Genomic DNA, 14,839 nt, shown 5'->3' on the forward strand with positions numbered 1-14,839 from the left:
GGGAAGCCTTCAACACGACATGCGAACGTCCTTCTTCATTCTCTCCGCCCTGTGCCTTGGCCTGCTGGGTGGTTGCGCCAGCGGGCCGGAGGAACACGTCTGGAACCGTGAGGTCACCAGCGCCTTTGTGGCCGAAGACGGACAGCTGTACCTGCTGCCGCGCTATGACGAGCCGATGCGCTTCAATGCCGCACCGTTCCGCGAGTACCGGGCGCTGATGGACAGCCCGCTGCGCGAGGCGGTGGCCTGCGCGCAGATGTACTTCCATGAAGACTGGCGCGACCCGGCCAACAAGGCCAAGGTGCACGGCAGCTATGCGCTGCTGCTGCGGCCGGAGCAGGTGACGGCGGAACAGGCCGCGCAGTTCAAGCTGGAGCGGATTGAGGTCCCCCCGCGCGAGGCCAAGGCCGTGGAGGAGCGGGCGCGCTACTACCTGCCGATGGACCGGACCCGCTACGCGCTGGCGTTTGATCGCGCCTGCAATCTTTCACGGAAGGGCGGCAGCTATTACAGCGCGCTGTTCGAGGGCGACGGCGAGCAGGTGCAGTTGCCGGAGGCTGCGGCACTGGCGGAGAAGGGGAAGCTGGCACAGCCGATCAATGCGCGGGCGCAGCGGATCCTGCCGGAGAGGGAGGACAAGCCGGGTGTGGGGTCGGCGGCGGGCAAGGTGCTGGGCGCGGCGTTGATCCCTGTGGCGGTTCCGGTGTTTGTGTTGAGCCTGCCGTTCCTGGGGCCGGACCATTGGAAGTGATGGGGCGCTGAGGGAGAGCATCCACGCATGGCGTGGATCTACTTGGGCATCGCCTGAACGTTCATCCTGGAGATCTGTGTGCCCAGCACGCTGGAAACTGTTTTGAAGACCGTAGGTTTCATTATCCTCGCGGCCCTTCCGTTGGTGATCCTCTGGCTCAGCCTTCGGCGAATGTCAGCAACTGCTCGCTCGTCCGTGAAATCGGGGCTGCGTTTGCATGCTCCGCGCCGGATTTCCGGCAGGTCCATGACCTTGGTGATGGTGGATGGCAAAGAAGATCGGGAGCACTACTTCTTTGATGCGGCGTCCTTTTACCTGCGGCGTGGGCCAGTGCCCACGGCGGTTCCGCTCTCGCAGATCGCCTCAGTCACACGAACGTCCGACAGGATCTACGGGCGCTATGTCTGGCGGGTGTGCTTCAGCAAAGCGTCGGGCAGAAAGTGCGTGACGTTCACCAACAACCTGACGCTGTTCAACCGCGATTTCCTGCTGTTCCTGGAGGCGGTGCGGAAGGCCAATCCGCTGGCGACCGTTGATCGGGCCGGTCTGTTCTTTTGATTGTGCGGCGATAGCAGTGGCACCGATTGGCAAACAGAGGGGCCAGGAGGGCGGGTTGTTGTGAATTATTTCGAACGTGTTTCACCCACTCAGCCCATGCTGGCGGCGCGGATCTGGATATCCTGCTGCACGCGCTGATCTTCCAGCTGCTGCTCAAGCTGGTTGGCGATGGCGCGCTGCTGCGCTTCGCGGCTGACGGCGTCGAACTGCTGCATGGATTCTTCAACCGTGGTCTGCGCAGCCAGTTCGGTCGGCATCGCTGCGCGCTGGTGGCCGGGATCGCTGGGCTCGCCTTGGACCACGAACAGGGTGTGACCGGCCGGTTTGTCTGCGGTGGCGTTGCTCAGCAGTACGTGGTCGACGCGGTCCAGGTCGTTGTCCTTGGCCAGTACCAGCAGGCTGGCGGTCATGCGCTCGCTGGCTTCGTCGAAGGTGCGACCGTGTTTGGCGTCCAGCGCCGCTACGCCTTCGCGCACCTGCTGGTAGAGGGCGTGATCGGGATGTTCGGGCTGGGTAGGCAGCAGGGGTGCGGGCGGCGCTTCGGGTTGCTGGACTGTTGCGCTTGAGGGCGATGCCACCGGGGCCCCCACGTGTGTTCCCGAAGAACCCGCTGATGCACGTCTGCCGGCAACTGACCATCCTTGGAGGCCATTAGCTTTACTCCATACTGGCGTCAAAGTGGGCACGCAGCTCGCTGAGATTCGCTAGGCCAATGTTGCTGGACCTGGCAAATGACATCACTCGTTCCTTTTCTTTGGCTCGTTCGATCGCTTGCGGATCGCCTGATGCCACAGCGGCGTCAATTTCAGCGCGCGCTTCAATCTTGAAGGCGCTAAGACAGTCCTCCAACTCCCAGACTGCGGCCTCGAAGGGTGGGGTGGACTTGATTCTTCTATTCTTTATCGAATTGAGAGCCTTCTGCAGTTGCTGGATATGATCCGGATAGTCCTTGAGCAATTCAAGGAGCTTTGCCGGTACCGGGGGAAGGGGCTGAGGCATGGCTTTCACCTATCTGGCGATTTGATGCGTTCTCACGAGTATCTGCACTTGCAGTGGCAAGTTCAATGCTGCCCACGGCAGGTCGGCTATCGTCTCCCGGCTGGCCAGCTGGAACCTCCGTCTTGGGGTGATCCTGGCGCTGGCCCCATTCATGCCGCTCTTGGGACTACTTTCTCTCCTGGCAGTCGGCGTTTCAGCGCTGGCCGGCCACCACAAGACTATTCACGTGCCTCGGTCTTTGGCCAAGAAGTAGCCCGCCAGATCGCTGACGTTCAGCATGCTGGCTCGGGAATCTCAAATTCGACGGTACGGATCAATTCTCCTTCACCTTGGTCATGTCTACTCCGCAAGAATGAAGGCATGAGGCATCAGCTGGCTTGTAATTTGGTCCAAACGGCTTTCCGGAAGGATGACATCAGAGATGCGGGCGAAATGACTTGCGGGGCTCAATTGCAGATGCGGCTCCAACTAGCGCCGCTTCTCCGATTCCTTGAAATAATCGCGAAGTTCATGGAGACCTTTCATTCCGCCATTGCCGGATCGCGCTCGGAACATCAGCTTGAATTTGCCGTCGGTCGCTGAAATCAATTCAGCATCACCTGATGCCTTGGCTGCCGTCAGCTCAGCCTGGGCGTCATTGATAAAGCTGTCGAGACAATCCTCGAGCTTCCACACTGCATCCTCAAACGGCGGTAAAGACCCCGTGCTTCTGGTGTTGACGGAAATAAGCGCTTCCCGCAGCCTCTCGATAAGCTCCGGATAGTCCTTGAGCATTTCTCGGAGGTTCGCCGGGACAGGAGGGGAAGCAAAAGCCATGACTATCACCCTTTCGGCAGACCCATGCGGATTCAAGAGTATCCGCATATTCCCTGGCGGGTCCAATATCATTTGCGACATCAGGCGGAGTGCCCGAGCGGCCTCCGTCCTTGGGATCATCGAGTTGAGGCTACGTTGAGGGAGAGCATCCACGCGTGGCGTGGATCTACTGGAGTCGCGGCAGTCACGTGTGGCGTGGATCTGCGGGGCTAAACTGGTTGCCTGTACTTGATGGAAGCTCGCCCATGTTCAGTGGAAAGGTTGCGGTGGTCACCGGCTCCACCAGTGGTATCGGTCTTGGCATCGCCATAGCCCTGGCGCGGCAAGGTGCCGATATCGTGCTGAATGGCTTCGGCGATGCGGCGGAGATCGAACGCATCCGTTCCAAGCTGAAAACCGAGTTCGGCGTGCGCGTGGCGCATGACGGCGCTGACCTGTCGCGGGGCGAGGCAGTGCGAGGCATGATCGACCACGCCGTGGCGAAGATGGGCCGCATCGACATCCTGGTGAACAACGCGGGCATCCAGCACACCGCGTCGATCGAGGAGTTCCCGGTCGAGAAGTGGGATGCAATCCTGGCGCTGAACCTGTCGGCCGTATTCCATGCCACGGCGGCGGCGTTGCCGCACATGAAGCAGCAGGGCGCCGGCCGCATCATCAACATTGCGTCGGTGCACGGCCTGGTGGGCTCGGTGAACAAGTCGGCCTACGTGGCGGCCAAGCATGGCGTGGTGGGGTTCACCAAGGTGACCGCGCTTGAGAATGCGGGCACCGGCATCACCGCAAACGCGATCTGCCCAGGCTGGGTGCGGACGGCGCTGGTCGAGCAGCAGATCACCGCGTTGGCCGAGCGCGAAGGCACGGATCAGGAGTCCGCCGCCCGCGCGCTGCTGGCCGAGAAGCAGCCGTCGTTGCAGTTCGTGACGCCCGAGCAGCTGGGCGAGATGGTGGTGTTCCTGGCCTCGGACGCCGCAGCGCAGATCACCGGCACGGCACTGCCCATGGATGGGGGCTGGACGGCGCGCTAGCTGGCCGACACGGGAAGACGTGCCAGCAGGGCATCCCAATCGGCCACGAAGCAGCCATCGCGACCACGGTTGCATTCGGTGATCCACGCGTCCAGCGATTCGCTCTGTGCGCGGTAGTCGCTGACATCGCCCAGCACGGCGAAACGCACGCGGTAGTTCACCAGCATCTGCAGCCATTGCCCGGCCATGCCGGAGCGCAGCTCGAAGAAGTCTGCCGAAAGGCGCTGCACCGGCACGGCAATCCACTCGGCCTGATGCCCGAGGGCATCGCCGACCAGATCGCGCAGGCCGTTGGCATCGAGTGCGGGGCCCTGCGGCGCGATGCGCAGGAGGCGGGTGGTGCCGATGTGTTCAATGGAATCATTCATGCTGGAGGTTCTGCAGTTGACGCAGCCGGGCGAGGATGTCTTCGCGCAGGCCGGGGATGTAGTGATAGGCGTCTGCGAGCAGGGTGACGTCCGCCGTCGGGACGAGCCGTTTCATGCGTTCGGCGGCGGCAGGGGCGTCGATGAGGGCATCACGCGCGCCCATGACAAGGGCTGCCGGCGGATGCAACGTAGCCAGGCGCTCGTCGCTGATGCGGGGAATGCGCAGCGGACGTGGCCGAACCTCGGCACGGATCAATGCCAGCAGGGCGAGCAGCGGCTGCGCACGTGCAGGTGCATGCAGTGGCGCGGGACCCATGACCGCGCGGCGCAGGCGCTCGCGTCCCCATCGGCCAAGCAGCAACAGTGGCAGCGCCTTGAGCAGGAATGCACGCTGGCGCCCGATACCCGAGGGGCTGACCAGGACCAGTGCGTTGACCCGGGCAGGCCTTCGCAGCGCGTAGTCCAGTGCCAGGAAGCCGCCGAACGACAGGCCCACGAATGCTGCGCTTTCCACGCCAAGTGCGTCGAGGACATCATCCAGCCATTGCGCATGCGCGTCGCTGTCCAGCGCAGGTTGCGTGCCTTCGCTGAGGCCCGGTTCGCCAATGATGTCGACGGCGTGCACGCGGTAGTACTCGCTCCAACGTTCGGCGTCGAACATCCAGTTGGCGGCATTGCTGAGGGTGCCATGCAGCAGCACCAGGGCAGGGCCGTGTTCCGGGCCGCAGCTGACCACAAATGTCGAACCGGCGCGGGTGGCGAGATGATGCGATTCGTGTGGTACCGGCCAGTCCGAAAGCACCTGGCGATAGGCGGCAAGTACGTGCTGCGTGGGAATGCCGGGGCGCTGCCGCTTCATGCGCTGCGGTCCTGCAGCAGACGCTGCAGGCTGACCAGCAGCGCCGTGGAACCTGCCAGGCCACCGATCACGATCAGCTTGAGCACATCGTGCTCAGGCGAATAGATCGTCTCCATGCGCAGCGGCTCATCGTCGGCCTCGCGGCCGGTGACGCGCGCATGCAGGGCACGCACCAGGTCGGCGGCACGTGCCGCACCGCATCCGGGAATATCCACCACCGTGGTCAGCTGTGGGCGCGCAGTGGAGGGCTGACGCACGGTGCCGGTGAACACGTCGAGGTCTTCGGCGGTGATGCGATAGGACTTGCCGATGCGGGTCGCGCGCAGTTGGCCGCTACGGATATGCCGCAGGACGGTTTTGGGGTGCAGGCTGAGCTGCTGGGCAGCCTGATCGACGGTTAGCAACGCGGGGGACATATCGGAACTCGAGAACCATGCGCTCCCTATTGTTCCATGAAATGCAATTTGCGGGAGCGATTGGGAATTGCGCGGCGGCGGCGACAGGGGGCCATCTGCCCGGTGCCGCTCGCGCGGGCCAACCCTCCCGACGGCTACGCTGGCTTGGCAAACACATCCAGCCCCTTGCCCGTCTCCAGCAGCGACTTCAGGCTCGACAGCACGATCGGCCAGCCCTGGCGGATGCCGGTATCCATGCCGCTGCCCGGTTCCAGCTCCTCATGGGTAACCGTCAGCCGCACCATGTCCTGGTAGGGCACGATGTCGAAGGTAACCCGGCTGTAGGCGTCCGGGTCGTCGGCCTGCGAGGCGGCGGCCCAGGTGATGACCAGCCGCGAGGGCGGGGTGCTTTCCACCACTTCGCCGACCAGTTCGACCGAGCGCGTTTCGTTGGCGCGCACATGCTGCCAGCGCGAGCCGGGCTTCCAGTCCGAGACGTTTTCATGGCCCCAGTAGCGGCTGGCGATCTCGGGGCGGGTGATGGCCTCGAACACCTTCTGTGGCGTGGAGGCGATATAGATCACGTGGATGAAGCGGGTGGTCTCTGCGGACATCGTCATTCTCCTTCCAGTTCGCGTTTCAGGTCATGCAGCAGGCTCAGGCGCTGCTGCTCGAACTTGCGTACCCAGCGCTCATAGACCTCATGCAGCGGCACCGGGTTGATGAAGTGCAGCTTCTCGCGGCCACGGCGCACGGTGCTGATCAGGTTGGCGTCTTCCAGCAGGCCCAGGTGCTGGGTGACCGATTGCCGGGCCATGTCCAGGTGCTCGCAGAGCTGGCCCAGGGTCTGGCCGTTGTTTTCGCAGAGCAGGTCCAGCAGCGTTCTGCGCGTGGGGTCGGCCAGGGCCTTGAACACCTTGTCTGCATTCATGCGGGGCGTCTTCAGTTCCAGTTGTCGATCCTGACGTCGTGCGGGTTGGGCTGGCCCTTGCCGGTTTCCAGCAGGGCTTTGAGGCTCATCAGGAACACCGCCCACTTGGTGCTGCAGTGGGAGGTGAACTCGACGCGTTCCTTCCAGCCTTCGTGGGTGAACAGCACGATGCAGTAGTCGCCTTCCTGTTTCAGTGCGAAGCGCGCATGCGTGCCGATCCATTCGGCGGGGCCGGCCAGGAACTGCCAGAGCACCAGTTCGCCAGGAACGAGCTGTTCCAGCTGCATTTCCATGGCGCCGATTTCCTGGCCGTTATTGGTGAAACGGACCTTTATCGTGCCGCCGACGTTGTAGTCGCCATGGGCGTCTTCGGCCCACCAGGCGGCGACACCTTCAGGGGTGGCCAGTGCTTGATACACCTGGCTTGCGGGGGCCTTGATGCCGACCCGGTGTGCGATATCCACCATTGCAGGTTCCTCGCATGGGCCGGCAGGTGCCGCCCTTGAGTGGACTATATGCAGGTAAATACCTGCATGTCAAAACCGGTCACGAACGCCCGGATGCGGTAGTGCCGGCCGCTGGCCGGCATCCCGGTGGAGTTGGGTGCGTGCAGTTGCCGGCCAGCGGCCGGCACTACCAGATGCTGCCCACCCGGCCGCGGATAGTTGACAGGCCGTCAACCTACTAGTAGGTTGACAGCATGAAAGAGCCGCTCTCGCCCAAGGCCCAGGAGATCCTGGCCCACGCCCGTTCGCTGCTGGAGGCTGGTGGCTACAACGGTTTCAGCTACGCCGACGTGTCGGCGCGGGTGAACATCAGCAAGGCCAGCATCCATCACCATTTCCCCAGCAAGGCGGACCTGGTGCGCACGGTGGTTGAACTGTACCGGGCCGAGGCGCGCGAAGGCTTGGCGCTGCTGGACCGGCAGCTGGACGACCCGCTGCGGGAGCTCAACGCCTATGTGGACTACTGGTCGAGCTGTATTGCCGGTGGCACGTCTTCGTTCTGCATCTGCGCGATGCTGGCGGCAGAGGCGCCGATGATCCCTGCGGAGATTGCCGAAGAAGTACGCGGGCATTTCGATGATTTGAGTGGCTGGTTGGCGCTCACGTTGGAAAAGGGCGCGGCGCTGGGTCAACTGCGCCTGCAGGGTTCGGTGGCCGATGAGGCCAAGGCGTTCATGTCATCGGTGCATGGCGCGATGCTGGCCGCGCGCGGTTTCGGCGATGCGGCGACGTTTGCTGCGCTGGCACGGCTGGCCATCGCGCGGGTGAGCGCGGCTGCCTGATTGATGTGTGCTGGGCCTGCGGCAACGTAGGCCTTTTCTTTGATTCAGAAGTCTACCTACTAGTAGGTTCAATCAACCCTTGGAGATGTTCCATGTCGCACTCTCTGTCCACGCTGGGCGTGATCCACACGGCCGTCAGCCTTGTACCGGTGTTCGCCGGCCTGTATGCCTTCATTCGCCATCGCGCGATCGACCCCGCGACACGCTCCGGCAAGCTGTACCTGCTTGGGCTGGTGCTGTCGGTGGCAACGTCGTTCACCGTCTCCAGTACGGGCGGGATCAACCCGGGCCACGCATTCGGAGTGATCGTGCTGCTGGTGGCGTTCGGCGGCGTGCTGGCGGCCCGGCTGCGCTGGCTGGGTGGCGCCGCACCTTACGTGTCGACATTTGCGCTGTCTTTCAGCTTCCTGCTGTCGCTGGTGCCGGGCGTGAATGAAACGCTGACACGGTTGCCGGCAGCGCATCCAATTGCTGCGGCGCCGATGGCGCCGGTGGTGCTGCACACGCTGCTGGGATTGGCTGCGGTGTTTGTGCTGGGCTTTGCCGCGCAGTGCTGGCGCATGCGGTCTCAACCGGTTCGCAGGCGCCCTTGAGCAGAGGCACCTCAGTCCCGCATGGCCATTTCAGCCAGCAACGACTGCGGTTCGATCAGCGCAGCCGAACGTGTGGCATCCACCCGAACATGCCGGCTGCAGAAGTTGAACACCCGACCCTCGGCAGGCGCGGATACGTCTGGCGTTGCGTCCGGCGTCTCGATCTCCAGCACTTCATCCACCGCCAGCGCCAGGGTTGCGCTACCGGCGTTGATCAAGAGCACGGCAGGGCTGCCGCCACCGAATGCCGGTTGACCGCTGAGCCTGCGCAGGTCGGCCACCGGCAATGGCTGCCCTCGTACCTCCAGGTTCCGCCTGCCATGCTGATCTGCAGGGCCGAAGGTCTCGGGGCCGCGTATTTCCACGGCAGCCTGGACGTCGATCGCGAACAGGGCCGTGCCTGCACGAAGGACGACGACCTCGAACAACTCGGCGGGCGAGGCACGTGTTTGCGTTGAAGGTTGAGCGGGTACAGGCATGCTGTGGATCTGGCAGGAACGATGGGTAACGCGGCTTGAATGATGACGTCTGCAGGGAGCACGCGGCCGCGTGGGACTACGCGCGCAAGGCGGCGGTTCAGCTGGATCCGACGGGCGCATGGTGCGCACTGAGCGGGCCGATGCGCGGAAAGTGCGGACGCAGCAGGCCGACGAGCTGATCCATGCCCGGAACGGAATGGCCGAATTCGTCCCATCGTGCATTGACCAGGCCGGACACCATGATCTGCCCGGTGTCGATGCGGGTCATGGCCCAGTACGGAACCGCGCGCGCGCCGATGGCCATGTCCAGTACCGGAACGACGGCAGCATGCGAGCGACTGTCATGGATGCGGCGCTTGACCGCCTCCAGGCCGTCGGGAGGACCTTCGACGTACTGGAAAAACCGCTGACCGTCGACGAGCAGCGCTCCGGTGACGTCCACGCGACGGTTGAACGTGGCAGAGCAGGAGACGATCTGCCGGAGGATTTCATCGGAAAGCCCAGCCGACATGTGGCTGGAGTAGGCAAATGCGTGGAGCATGGAAGGGGCTTCTTGTGACGCCCGTCACTATACGTGGGGCGCCGTAGCCTGCCGTGAGCCTTTCCTCACACATCACCTGGGAGTGACGCGTTGGATCAGCAGCCCACCAGCCGATCCGCGCCAATTCCGCCGCGATGCTGGCTGCGGTATTCGGTAGGACTGGCGTCCACCTGGCCGCGGAAGTGCCGGCGGAACGACTCCTGCGAACCAAAGCCGGCCTGCTCGGCAATCCACTGCAGCGGCCGGTCAGTGGTTTCCAGCAGCTCGCGGGCGAATGCCACGCGCTCGCGGATCAGCCAGTCGATGGGTGACAGGCCGGTGGCTTCCAGGAACTGCCGCTGCAGGGTGCGCTGGCTGAGCGCGGCCTGCTCGGCGAGGCTGCCCAGTGAGTGGGGCTCGCGCAGGTTGCGGCGCATCCATTCCATCAGCTTTGCCAAGCGCGTGGGCTCGCCATGGGGAATGGCGCGGCTGACGCGCTGGCTGCGCCCGGCATCACGCCATGGCGCCAGTACCAGCCGCTCGGCCACCAGGTTGGCCACGCGCGCGCCGTAGTCCTTGCGCACCATGTGCAACATCATGTCCATGCCGGTGGCCGAGCCAGCCGAGGTGATGATGCTGCCGGTATCGACGTACAGCACGTCCTCGCGCACATCGATGCGTGGGAAGTCGCGCGCCAGCGCTTCGGTGAGGCGCCAGTGGGTTGTGGCCTGGCGGCCATCGAGCAGCCCGGCCCACGCCAGCACGAAGGCACCGGAGCAGATCGAAGCGATGCGCGCGCCACGGCCGTGGGCACGGATGAGTGCATCAAGCAGCGCCTGTGGCGGGCGCTCGCTGGGCTCGCGCCAACCGGGAATGACGATGATGTCGGCGTCATCAACTGTGCTGAGGTCGTAGGGAAGCTGCACCTGCGTTCCGCCAAGCATGCGCAGCGCACCGGGTTCACCCGCGCACAGCTGGGTGCGATACCAGGCCACGCCGAGCTCGGGTCTTATCGGCGCGAACAGGCCCACCGCACAGCCGAATTCGAACAGCCCCTGGCCGTGGCAGGCGACGATGGCAACGAGCGGCGCAGCGGGGTCGGCGGGTGGGCTGGGCATGGCTTGATGCTACGGGTGCAGATGCATGGCGCTGAGTGGTGCGCGGGCATGAGGTGATGCCGACCAGGCATATGGAGCAGTCGCTCCCCTCTTGTAGAGCCGAGCCCACGCTCGGCTCAATACCGGCAGGGGGATGCATCTGACGCCGTCGCGAGGAGCAGGCGAGCGTGGGCTCGGCTCTACAAGCAGCCGCGCACCGTTGCGGCTGCCTAACCTCATTACCAGCAGTCATGTGGCTGGCCGGATATGACGGTTGGGTGACGCGATCGCGCCTGTCGCGGTGGGTGAACAGGCCCTTGAATGGAAGCGTGTTTCCGGCCCACCCCCACGAGCCCCCATGCCTGCCGCCCACGCCCCTGTCCTGAGCACTCTCGCTGCCCTGATCACAGCCATCCTCGCCGCTTCGCCCAGCCATGCGGCTGAAGCCGATGCGGATCCTGCTGCCGCCGCCGCGACGGCCAACGTGGCCGCGTCCACGCTGGATGCCGTGGTGGTGACCGGCTCGCGCACCAGTACGCGTACGGTGAAGAACAGTTCCACGCCGATCGACGTGATCTCCGCCGAAGACCTCACCGCCACCGGCCAGGCCAACCTGCTGGAAGCACTGCAGCGCGCACTGCCGTCGCTCAGCCAGATTGGTGGCTACCAGAGCGACCAGGAGAGCCTGATCCGTGGCTACCAGCTGCGCAACCTGTCGCCCGGCTACACGCTGGTGCTGGTGAACGGAAAGCGCCGCAATGCCAGTGCCTATGTGAGCGGTGCCAACGGCGGCGGCTTCCCAGGCCACGCCTGGGCCGACCTGGCGCTGATTCCGGTGTCGGCCATCGACCATGTGGAAGTGCTGCGCGATGGTGCGTCGGCCATCTATGGCTCGGACGCGATCACCGGCGTGGTCAACGTGATCCTGAAATCGCAGGCACACGGTGGCGAGTTCGCCGTGGAAAGCGGGCAGAGCATCGACGGTGATGGATCGCGAACCAGCGTGCGCGCCAACGTGGGCCTGCCGTGGGGCGCCGATGGCTTCGTCAACCTGTCCGGTGAGACAACGCGGCAGCACCACGCGATCCGTAGCCGCCGCTACATCGATGACTATCTGAGCTATCCGGCGGTAGATGCCAACGGCAATCTGGTCGCGCTGCGACCGAACAATCGATTGCCGGCCGGCGCATCGCCGAACCCGGCCGAGGCCAACCGCAATGCCGAGGCCAACATCATCCTCAGCTCGCCGTCGTATGCGCTGAAGGCCTTCGCGGTGAACGTGGGCCATGGCCTGGGCGAAAGCGCGCAGTTCTACGCTAACGCTACGGCCAGTGACCGCACCGCGCAGGCGATCCAGAACTTCCGTCTGCCGGCGACCATCTTCACCACCTATAAGGCACCCGGCGTGCTGAGCGTGTTCCCGGATGGCTTCCTGCCGGTACTGGAAACCAAGGAGAAACAGTACACCGGCACCGCAGGCGTGAAAGGCCAGATCGCAGGCTGGGACTACGACGCCAGCCTGACCGGCAACCGCAGCACGGTGCGCACGTATACCCGCAACTCGGTGAACTACTCGCTGCCATACCCCGGTTCGCCTACCGACTTCTACGACGGCAAGCTGGACTACCAGCAGGGTATCGCCAACCTCGACCTGCGCCGTGGCTTCGAGGTGGCTGCGTTCGCCTCGCCGCTGGAAGTGAGCGCAGGTGCCGAGTACCAGCACGAACAGTACGAACGTGGGGCGGGGCAGTGGGAGTCGTATACCGGCTTTGGTGCTGCGGCCTTCGTCGGCTATTCCACTGCGGACGCGGTGAAGGCTACCCGCAACAGCAAGGCGGTCTATGTGGGCGCGGCCACCAACATCACCTCGCGCTGGTATCTGGATGCGGCCGCGCGCTGGGAAGATCACTCCGACTTCGGCAGTGTCTCCACCGGCCGCCTGACCACGCGCTTCGACTTCACCGACGCGCTGGGCGTGCGCGCCACGGTCAGCAACGGTTTCCATGCACCCAGCCTGGGCGCGCAGTACTACCAGGCCACGGGCAGCTGCCCCTGCGGCACCACGCTGGTGGCGCAGGTGTCTTCGCCGGCGGCGGTTGCGCTGGGTGCGACGCCGCTGAAGCCCGAGAAAGCCACCAACTACAGCCTGGGCGTGACCTGGGACCCGAGCCCGGCGTTCCACCTGGCCGTGGATGCGTACCAGATCGACATCCGTGGCCAGCTCGGCCAGTCCAGCCAGATCGGCTACAACGCGCAGGATCCAGCGCGCATCACCGACAACAGCGGCACGGTGCTGAGTACGGCGCAGAAGAACACCATCGATGCGCTGCTGGGCTCGGCCGGCATCAGCATCCTGCCGGGTGATGCGTTCTATGCCAGCTACTTCACCAACGTGGGCAATACCCGCACACGCGGTGTCGAGCTGACCCTGGAGGCCAACCAGGAAACCGTGTGGGGCAAGCTGCGCTGGAGCTATGCGGCCAACGTGGGGCGCACCACCATCCAGAAGGTCAGCGACATTCCGGCGGCGCTGCAGGGGCTGCCGAACATCAACCTGTTGACCAAGAGCAGCGAGTACGCGCTGCGCTTCCGTACGCCCAGCTACACGCAGGTGGCGGGGTTGGGCTGGCAGAACGGGCGCTGGCGCTCGAACGTCGACTTCACCTACTACGGACCGATCAAGCGCCTGAACAACGGCGTGGAGTACAAGCAGCCGCCGGTGCTGGTGACCAATCTCTCCGGTGGCGTGGAACTGGGTGCGGGCTGGAGTGCGGCGCTGGGGATCAACAACGTGTTCGACAAGCGCACCCGCAAGGTGCCGGAGTACGCGCGCAGTGCCACCGATGTGGCGAGCATCGAGACGACCTGGGATTCGGGCGACGTGCTGAGCCGCATCGGGGCGTTCTGGTACGGGCGGATCAATTACCGGTTCTGATCTGGAGCAGTCGAGCATGGCTCGACTCCGCAAAGGCGAAAGCAGCCGAGCATGGCTCGGCTCTACACAAGGCGAAAGGCGGCCGGCGGCAGTTCGGCATCATCGAGGAGCAGTTCATGTCTTCTGCATTGAAGGTGGTGGCAGTGGTGGGGTCACCGACCAGCTCGGCGACGTCGCGCACGTTGCTGCTGGTGCGGCACTTGTTGGCGTCGTTGCAGCAGCGGGTGCATGCCAGCGTGGAGCTGGTGGAGCTGGCGCCGATCGCGCGTTCGCTGGGGCAGTCGCTGTCGCGCGATGAAGCGGAGCCAGCCGTAGAGCAGGCACTGCAGGCAATCGAGGCGGCCGGGCTGCTGGTGGTGGCGGCGCCGGTGTATCGCGGTTCCTATCCCGGGTTGTTCAAGCACCTGGTCGATTTCATCGGGCTGGAAGCGCTGGTGGATACGCCGGTATTGCTGGCAGCGACCGGCGGCAGCGAGCGCCATGCGTTGGTGATCGACCACCAGTTGCGGCCGTTGTTCAGTTTCCTGCAGGCGCACACGCTGCCGATCGGGGTGTATGCCACGCCTGCCGACTTCGATGGCGAGCAGATCAACAGTGCAGCCTTGCAGGCGCGCATCGCACTGGCGGCCGAGCGCGCGGCAGGGCATCTGGCTTCGCAGGCGCTGGCGGTACCGGCGCCGCTGCGAAGGATCGCCTGACGGCATAACCGGCGGCGCTTTGCTTATGGCCAAGGCGCATCTGCATGGCCGGATCTGACCGCCGATTGTCGCCTGGCATCGCCGTGCCGACCGCCGTCATCTCTAGCATCGATATCGAAGCGGCATCGCATTGCCGCCCCCCGATGAGGACGACCCCGTGAGTCTGGACGCAACCGACAAGCCCATCCTGTTCCTGCTCGACCGTGAGTTCGAGGACGGACAGATTCCCGGCCAGCGTTTCTTCTGCCGGCACAGCCTGTTGCTGGAAGGTGCGCTGTCGAGCATCGACGGCCTGGACGCGCAGCTGGACGTGCGCCGCATCGGTTTCGCACGGCCGCGCCGGGAGGTGATCGCCGAGATCGGCGAGCAGGACCAGTCGCTGCCGAAGCTGGTGCTGCTGCAGGGCGTGCGCAGTGACCTCGCGAGTGGCGTGCACCAGGACCGCCAGTACATCTCCGGTGCCGAGCCGATCCTGGCCGCGCTGAACGGGTTGCTCGGCATCCCCGTGGCCCATCCCTGAGCGA

The 14,839-nt window shown here is 64.6% G+C and carries 20 protein-coding genes; 8 read left to right on the forward strand and 12 right to left on the reverse strand.

The features are described 5' to 3' along the window. The first annotated feature begins 19 nt into the window (after positions 1-19). Both AC5P7R_RS12070 and AC5P7R_RS12075 read left to right on the forward strand, forming a co-directional pair. Positions 20-751: a hypothetical protein gene (locus tag AC5P7R_RS12070; protein WP_495213884.1), complete on the forward strand. Its 732-nt coding sequence runs from the start codon at positions 20-22 to the stop codon at positions 749-751. Between the two features lie 78 nt (positions 752-829). Beyond that, the gene (locus AC5P7R_RS12075) at positions 830-1,309 is read left to right on the forward strand and encodes a hypothetical protein (RefSeq protein ID WP_495213885.1); all 480 of its coding nucleotides are present in this window, start codon (positions 830-832) and stop codon (positions 1,307-1,309) included. Positions 1,310-1,398: 89 nt separating this feature from the next. On the opposite strand, the gene AC5P7R_RS12080 is transcribed toward AC5P7R_RS12075, so the two are convergent. The 3 genes from AC5P7R_RS12080 to AC5P7R_RS12090 form a co-directional block, all read right to left on the reverse strand. Beyond that, entirely contained in the window at positions 1,399-1,887 is a 489-nt protein-coding gene (locus AC5P7R_RS12080) for an XVIPCD domain-containing protein (protein ID WP_227852189.1), read from the reverse strand. A gap of 79 nt (positions 1,888-1,966) precedes the next feature. Further along, positions 1,967-2,308, reverse strand: a complete 342-nt coding sequence (locus tag AC5P7R_RS12085; RefSeq protein WP_021202901.1) for a hypothetical protein — start codon at positions 2,306-2,308, stop codon at positions 1,967-1,969. Between the two features lie 468 nt (positions 2,309-2,776). Further along, entirely contained in the window at positions 2,777-3,124 is a 348-nt protein-coding gene (locus tag AC5P7R_RS12090) for a hypothetical protein (RefSeq protein WP_227852190.1), read from the reverse strand. A gap of 245 nt (positions 3,125-3,369) precedes the next feature. Between AC5P7R_RS12090 and AC5P7R_RS12095 the strand changes: the two genes are divergently transcribed. Then, positions 3,370-4,152, forward strand: a complete 783-nt coding sequence (locus tag AC5P7R_RS12095) for a 3-hydroxybutyrate dehydrogenase (RefSeq protein WP_478434629.1) — start codon at positions 3,370-3,372, stop codon at positions 4,150-4,152. Here the strand turns inward: AC5P7R_RS12095 and AC5P7R_RS12100 are convergent. The 6 genes from AC5P7R_RS12100 to AC5P7R_RS12125 form a co-directional block, all read right to left on the reverse strand. After that, positions 4,149-4,520 carry a DUF4180 domain-containing protein gene (locus AC5P7R_RS12100; protein WP_495213886.1) on the reverse strand — a complete coding sequence of 124 codons (372 nt, stop codon included), beginning with the start codon at positions 4,518-4,520 and terminating at the stop codon, positions 4,149-4,151. The genes AC5P7R_RS12095 and AC5P7R_RS12100 overlap by 4 nt on opposite strands. Further along, positions 4,513-5,379, reverse strand: coding sequence for an alpha/beta fold hydrolase (locus AC5P7R_RS12105; protein WP_495213887.1), 867 nt, complete (start codon positions 5,377-5,379; stop codon positions 4,513-4,515). Before AC5P7R_RS12105 ends, AC5P7R_RS12100 begins: the two co-directional genes overlap by 8 nt. Further along, the gene (locus AC5P7R_RS12110) at positions 5,376-5,795 is read right to left on the reverse strand and encodes a helix-turn-helix domain-containing protein (protein ID WP_134732355.1); all 420 of its coding nucleotides are present in this window, start codon (positions 5,793-5,795) and stop codon (positions 5,376-5,378) included. The genes AC5P7R_RS12105 and AC5P7R_RS12110 overlap by 4 nt, the downstream gene beginning before the upstream one ends. 134 nt (positions 5,796-5,929) lie before the next feature. Then, on the reverse strand, positions 5,930-6,388 hold the full coding sequence (locus AC5P7R_RS12115) for an SRPBCC family protein (protein ID WP_191862863.1): 459 nt from the start codon (positions 6,386-6,388) through the stop codon (positions 5,930-5,932). 2 nt (positions 6,389-6,390) lie between these two features. Continuing rightward, on the reverse strand, positions 6,391-6,705 hold the full coding sequence (locus tag AC5P7R_RS12120; protein WP_049410880.1) for an ArsR/SmtB family transcription factor: 315 nt from the start codon (positions 6,703-6,705) through the stop codon (positions 6,391-6,393). An 11-nt stretch (positions 6,706-6,716) separates the two neighbouring features. Further along, on the reverse strand, positions 6,717-7,172 hold the full coding sequence (locus tag AC5P7R_RS12125) for an SRPBCC family protein (RefSeq protein WP_111103105.1): 456 nt from the start codon (positions 7,170-7,172) through the stop codon (positions 6,717-6,719). A gap of 233 nt (positions 7,173-7,405) precedes the next feature. Here AC5P7R_RS12125 and AC5P7R_RS12130 point away from each other — a divergent pair, with 233 nt between their 5' ends. Both AC5P7R_RS12130 and AC5P7R_RS12135 read left to right on the forward strand, forming a co-directional pair. Then, positions 7,406-7,993: a TetR/AcrR family transcriptional regulator gene (locus AC5P7R_RS12130; RefSeq protein WP_164133597.1), complete on the forward strand. Its 588-nt coding sequence runs from the start codon at positions 7,406-7,408 to the stop codon at positions 7,991-7,993. Positions 7,994-8,085: 92 nt separating this feature from the next. Beyond that, complete coding sequence (locus AC5P7R_RS12135) at positions 8,086-8,586, forward strand: hypothetical protein (protein WP_111103098.1); 501 nt, start codon at positions 8,086-8,088, stop codon at positions 8,584-8,586. A gap of 11 nt (positions 8,587-8,597) precedes the next feature. On the opposite strand, the gene AC5P7R_RS12140 is transcribed toward AC5P7R_RS12135, so the two are convergent. The 3 genes from AC5P7R_RS12140 to ftrA form a co-directional block, all read right to left on the reverse strand. Continuing rightward, a complete protein-coding gene (locus AC5P7R_RS12140) occupies positions 8,598-9,065 on the reverse strand; it encodes a chemotaxis protein CheW (RefSeq protein ID WP_180832281.1) in 468 nt (155 codons plus the stop codon). Positions 9,066-9,162: 97 nt separating this feature from the next. After that, positions 9,163-9,606, reverse strand: a complete 444-nt coding sequence (locus tag AC5P7R_RS12145; RefSeq protein WP_495213888.1) for a BLUF domain-containing protein — start codon at positions 9,604-9,606, stop codon at positions 9,163-9,165. Between the two features lie 95 nt (positions 9,607-9,701). Next, a complete protein-coding gene (gene ftrA / locus AC5P7R_RS12150; protein WP_495213889.1) occupies positions 9,702-10,703 on the reverse strand; it encodes a transcriptional regulator FtrA in 1,002 nt (333 codons plus the stop codon). A gap of 337 nt (positions 10,704-11,040) precedes the next feature. Here ftrA and AC5P7R_RS12155 point away from each other — a divergent pair, with 337 nt between their 5' ends. From AC5P7R_RS12155 to AC5P7R_RS12165, 3 genes are all read left to right on the forward strand, one after another. Next, positions 11,041-13,617 (forward strand): TonB-dependent receptor plug domain-containing protein, encoded by a 2,577-nt coding sequence (locus AC5P7R_RS12155; protein WP_494540116.1) that lies wholly within the window; start codon positions 11,041-11,043, stop codon positions 13,615-13,617. 116 nt (positions 13,618-13,733) lie between these two features. Next, entirely contained in the window at positions 13,734-14,315 is a 582-nt protein-coding gene (gene msuE / locus AC5P7R_RS12160) for an FMN reductase (RefSeq protein ID WP_024956916.1), read from the forward strand. Between the two features lie 157 nt (positions 14,316-14,472). Then, a complete protein-coding gene (locus AC5P7R_RS12165; protein ID WP_495213891.1) occupies positions 14,473-14,835 on the forward strand; it encodes a DUF3088 family protein in 363 nt (120 codons plus the stop codon). Positions 14,836-14,839: the final 4 nt, after the last annotated feature.

The organism is Stenotrophomonas sp. YJH_SMC_27, from assembly GCF_059369815.1.

Excerpts from the sequence above, each read along its gene's own strand:
- AC5P7R_RS12090 (WP_227852190.1), bottom strand. The coding sequence starts at position 3,124 with ATGGCTTTTGCTTCCCCTCCTGTCCCGGCGAACCTCCGAGAAATGCTC.
- AC5P7R_RS12110 (WP_134732355.1), bottom strand. The coding sequence starts at position 5,795 with ATGTCCCCCGCGTTGCTAACCGTCGATCAGGCTGCCCAGCAGCTCAGC.
- AC5P7R_RS12120 (WP_049410880.1), bottom strand. The coding sequence starts at position 6,705 with ATGAATGCAGACAAGGTGTTCAAGGCCCTGGCCGACCCCACGCGCAGA.
- AC5P7R_RS12105 (WP_495213887.1), bottom strand. The coding sequence starts at position 5,379 with ATGAAGCGGCAGCGCCCCGGCATTCCCACGCAGCACGTACTTGCCGCC.
- AC5P7R_RS12130 (WP_164133597.1), top strand. The coding sequence starts at position 7,406 with ATGAAAGAGCCGCTCTCGCCCAAGGCCCAGGAGATCCTGGCCCACGCC.
- AC5P7R_RS12140 (WP_180832281.1), bottom strand. The coding sequence starts at position 9,065 with ATGCCTGTACCCGCTCAACCTTCAACGCAAACACGTGCCTCGCCCGCC.
- AC5P7R_RS12100 (WP_495213886.1), bottom strand. The coding sequence starts at position 4,520 with ATGAATGATTCCATTGAACACATCGGCACCACCCGCCTCCTGCGCATC.
- AC5P7R_RS12085 (WP_021202901.1), bottom strand. The coding sequence starts at position 2,308 with ATGCCTCAGCCCCTTCCCCCGGTACCGGCAAAGCTCCTTGAATTGCTC.
- AC5P7R_RS12125 (WP_111103105.1), bottom strand. The coding sequence starts at position 7,172 with ATGGTGGATATCGCACACCGGGTCGGCATCAAGGCCCCCGCAAGCCAG.
- AC5P7R_RS12155 (WP_494540116.1), top strand. The coding sequence starts at position 11,041 with ATGCCTGCCGCCCACGCCCCTGTCCTGAGCACTCTCGCTGCCCTGATC.
- AC5P7R_RS12145 (WP_495213888.1), bottom strand. The coding sequence starts at position 9,606 with ATGCTCCACGCATTTGCCTACTCCAGCCACATGTCGGCTGGGCTTTCC.
- AC5P7R_RS12070 (WP_495213884.1), top strand. The coding sequence starts at position 20 with ATGCGAACGTCCTTCTTCATTCTCTCCGCCCTGTGCCTTGGCCTGCTG.
- ftrA (WP_495213889.1), bottom strand. The coding sequence starts at position 10,703 with ATGCCCAGCCCACCCGCCGACCCCGCTGCGCCGCTCGTTGCCATCGTC.
- AC5P7R_RS12095 (WP_478434629.1), top strand. The coding sequence starts at position 3,370 with ATGTTCAGTGGAAAGGTTGCGGTGGTCACCGGCTCCACCAGTGGTATC.
- AC5P7R_RS12115 (WP_191862863.1), bottom strand. The coding sequence starts at position 6,388 with ATGTCCGCAGAGACCACCCGCTTCATCCACGTGATCTATATCGCCTCC.
- msuE (WP_024956916.1), top strand. The coding sequence starts at position 13,734 with ATGTCTTCTGCATTGAAGGTGGTGGCAGTGGTGGGGTCACCGACCAGC.
- AC5P7R_RS12135 (WP_111103098.1), top strand. The coding sequence starts at position 8,086 with ATGTCGCACTCTCTGTCCACGCTGGGCGTGATCCACACGGCCGTCAGC.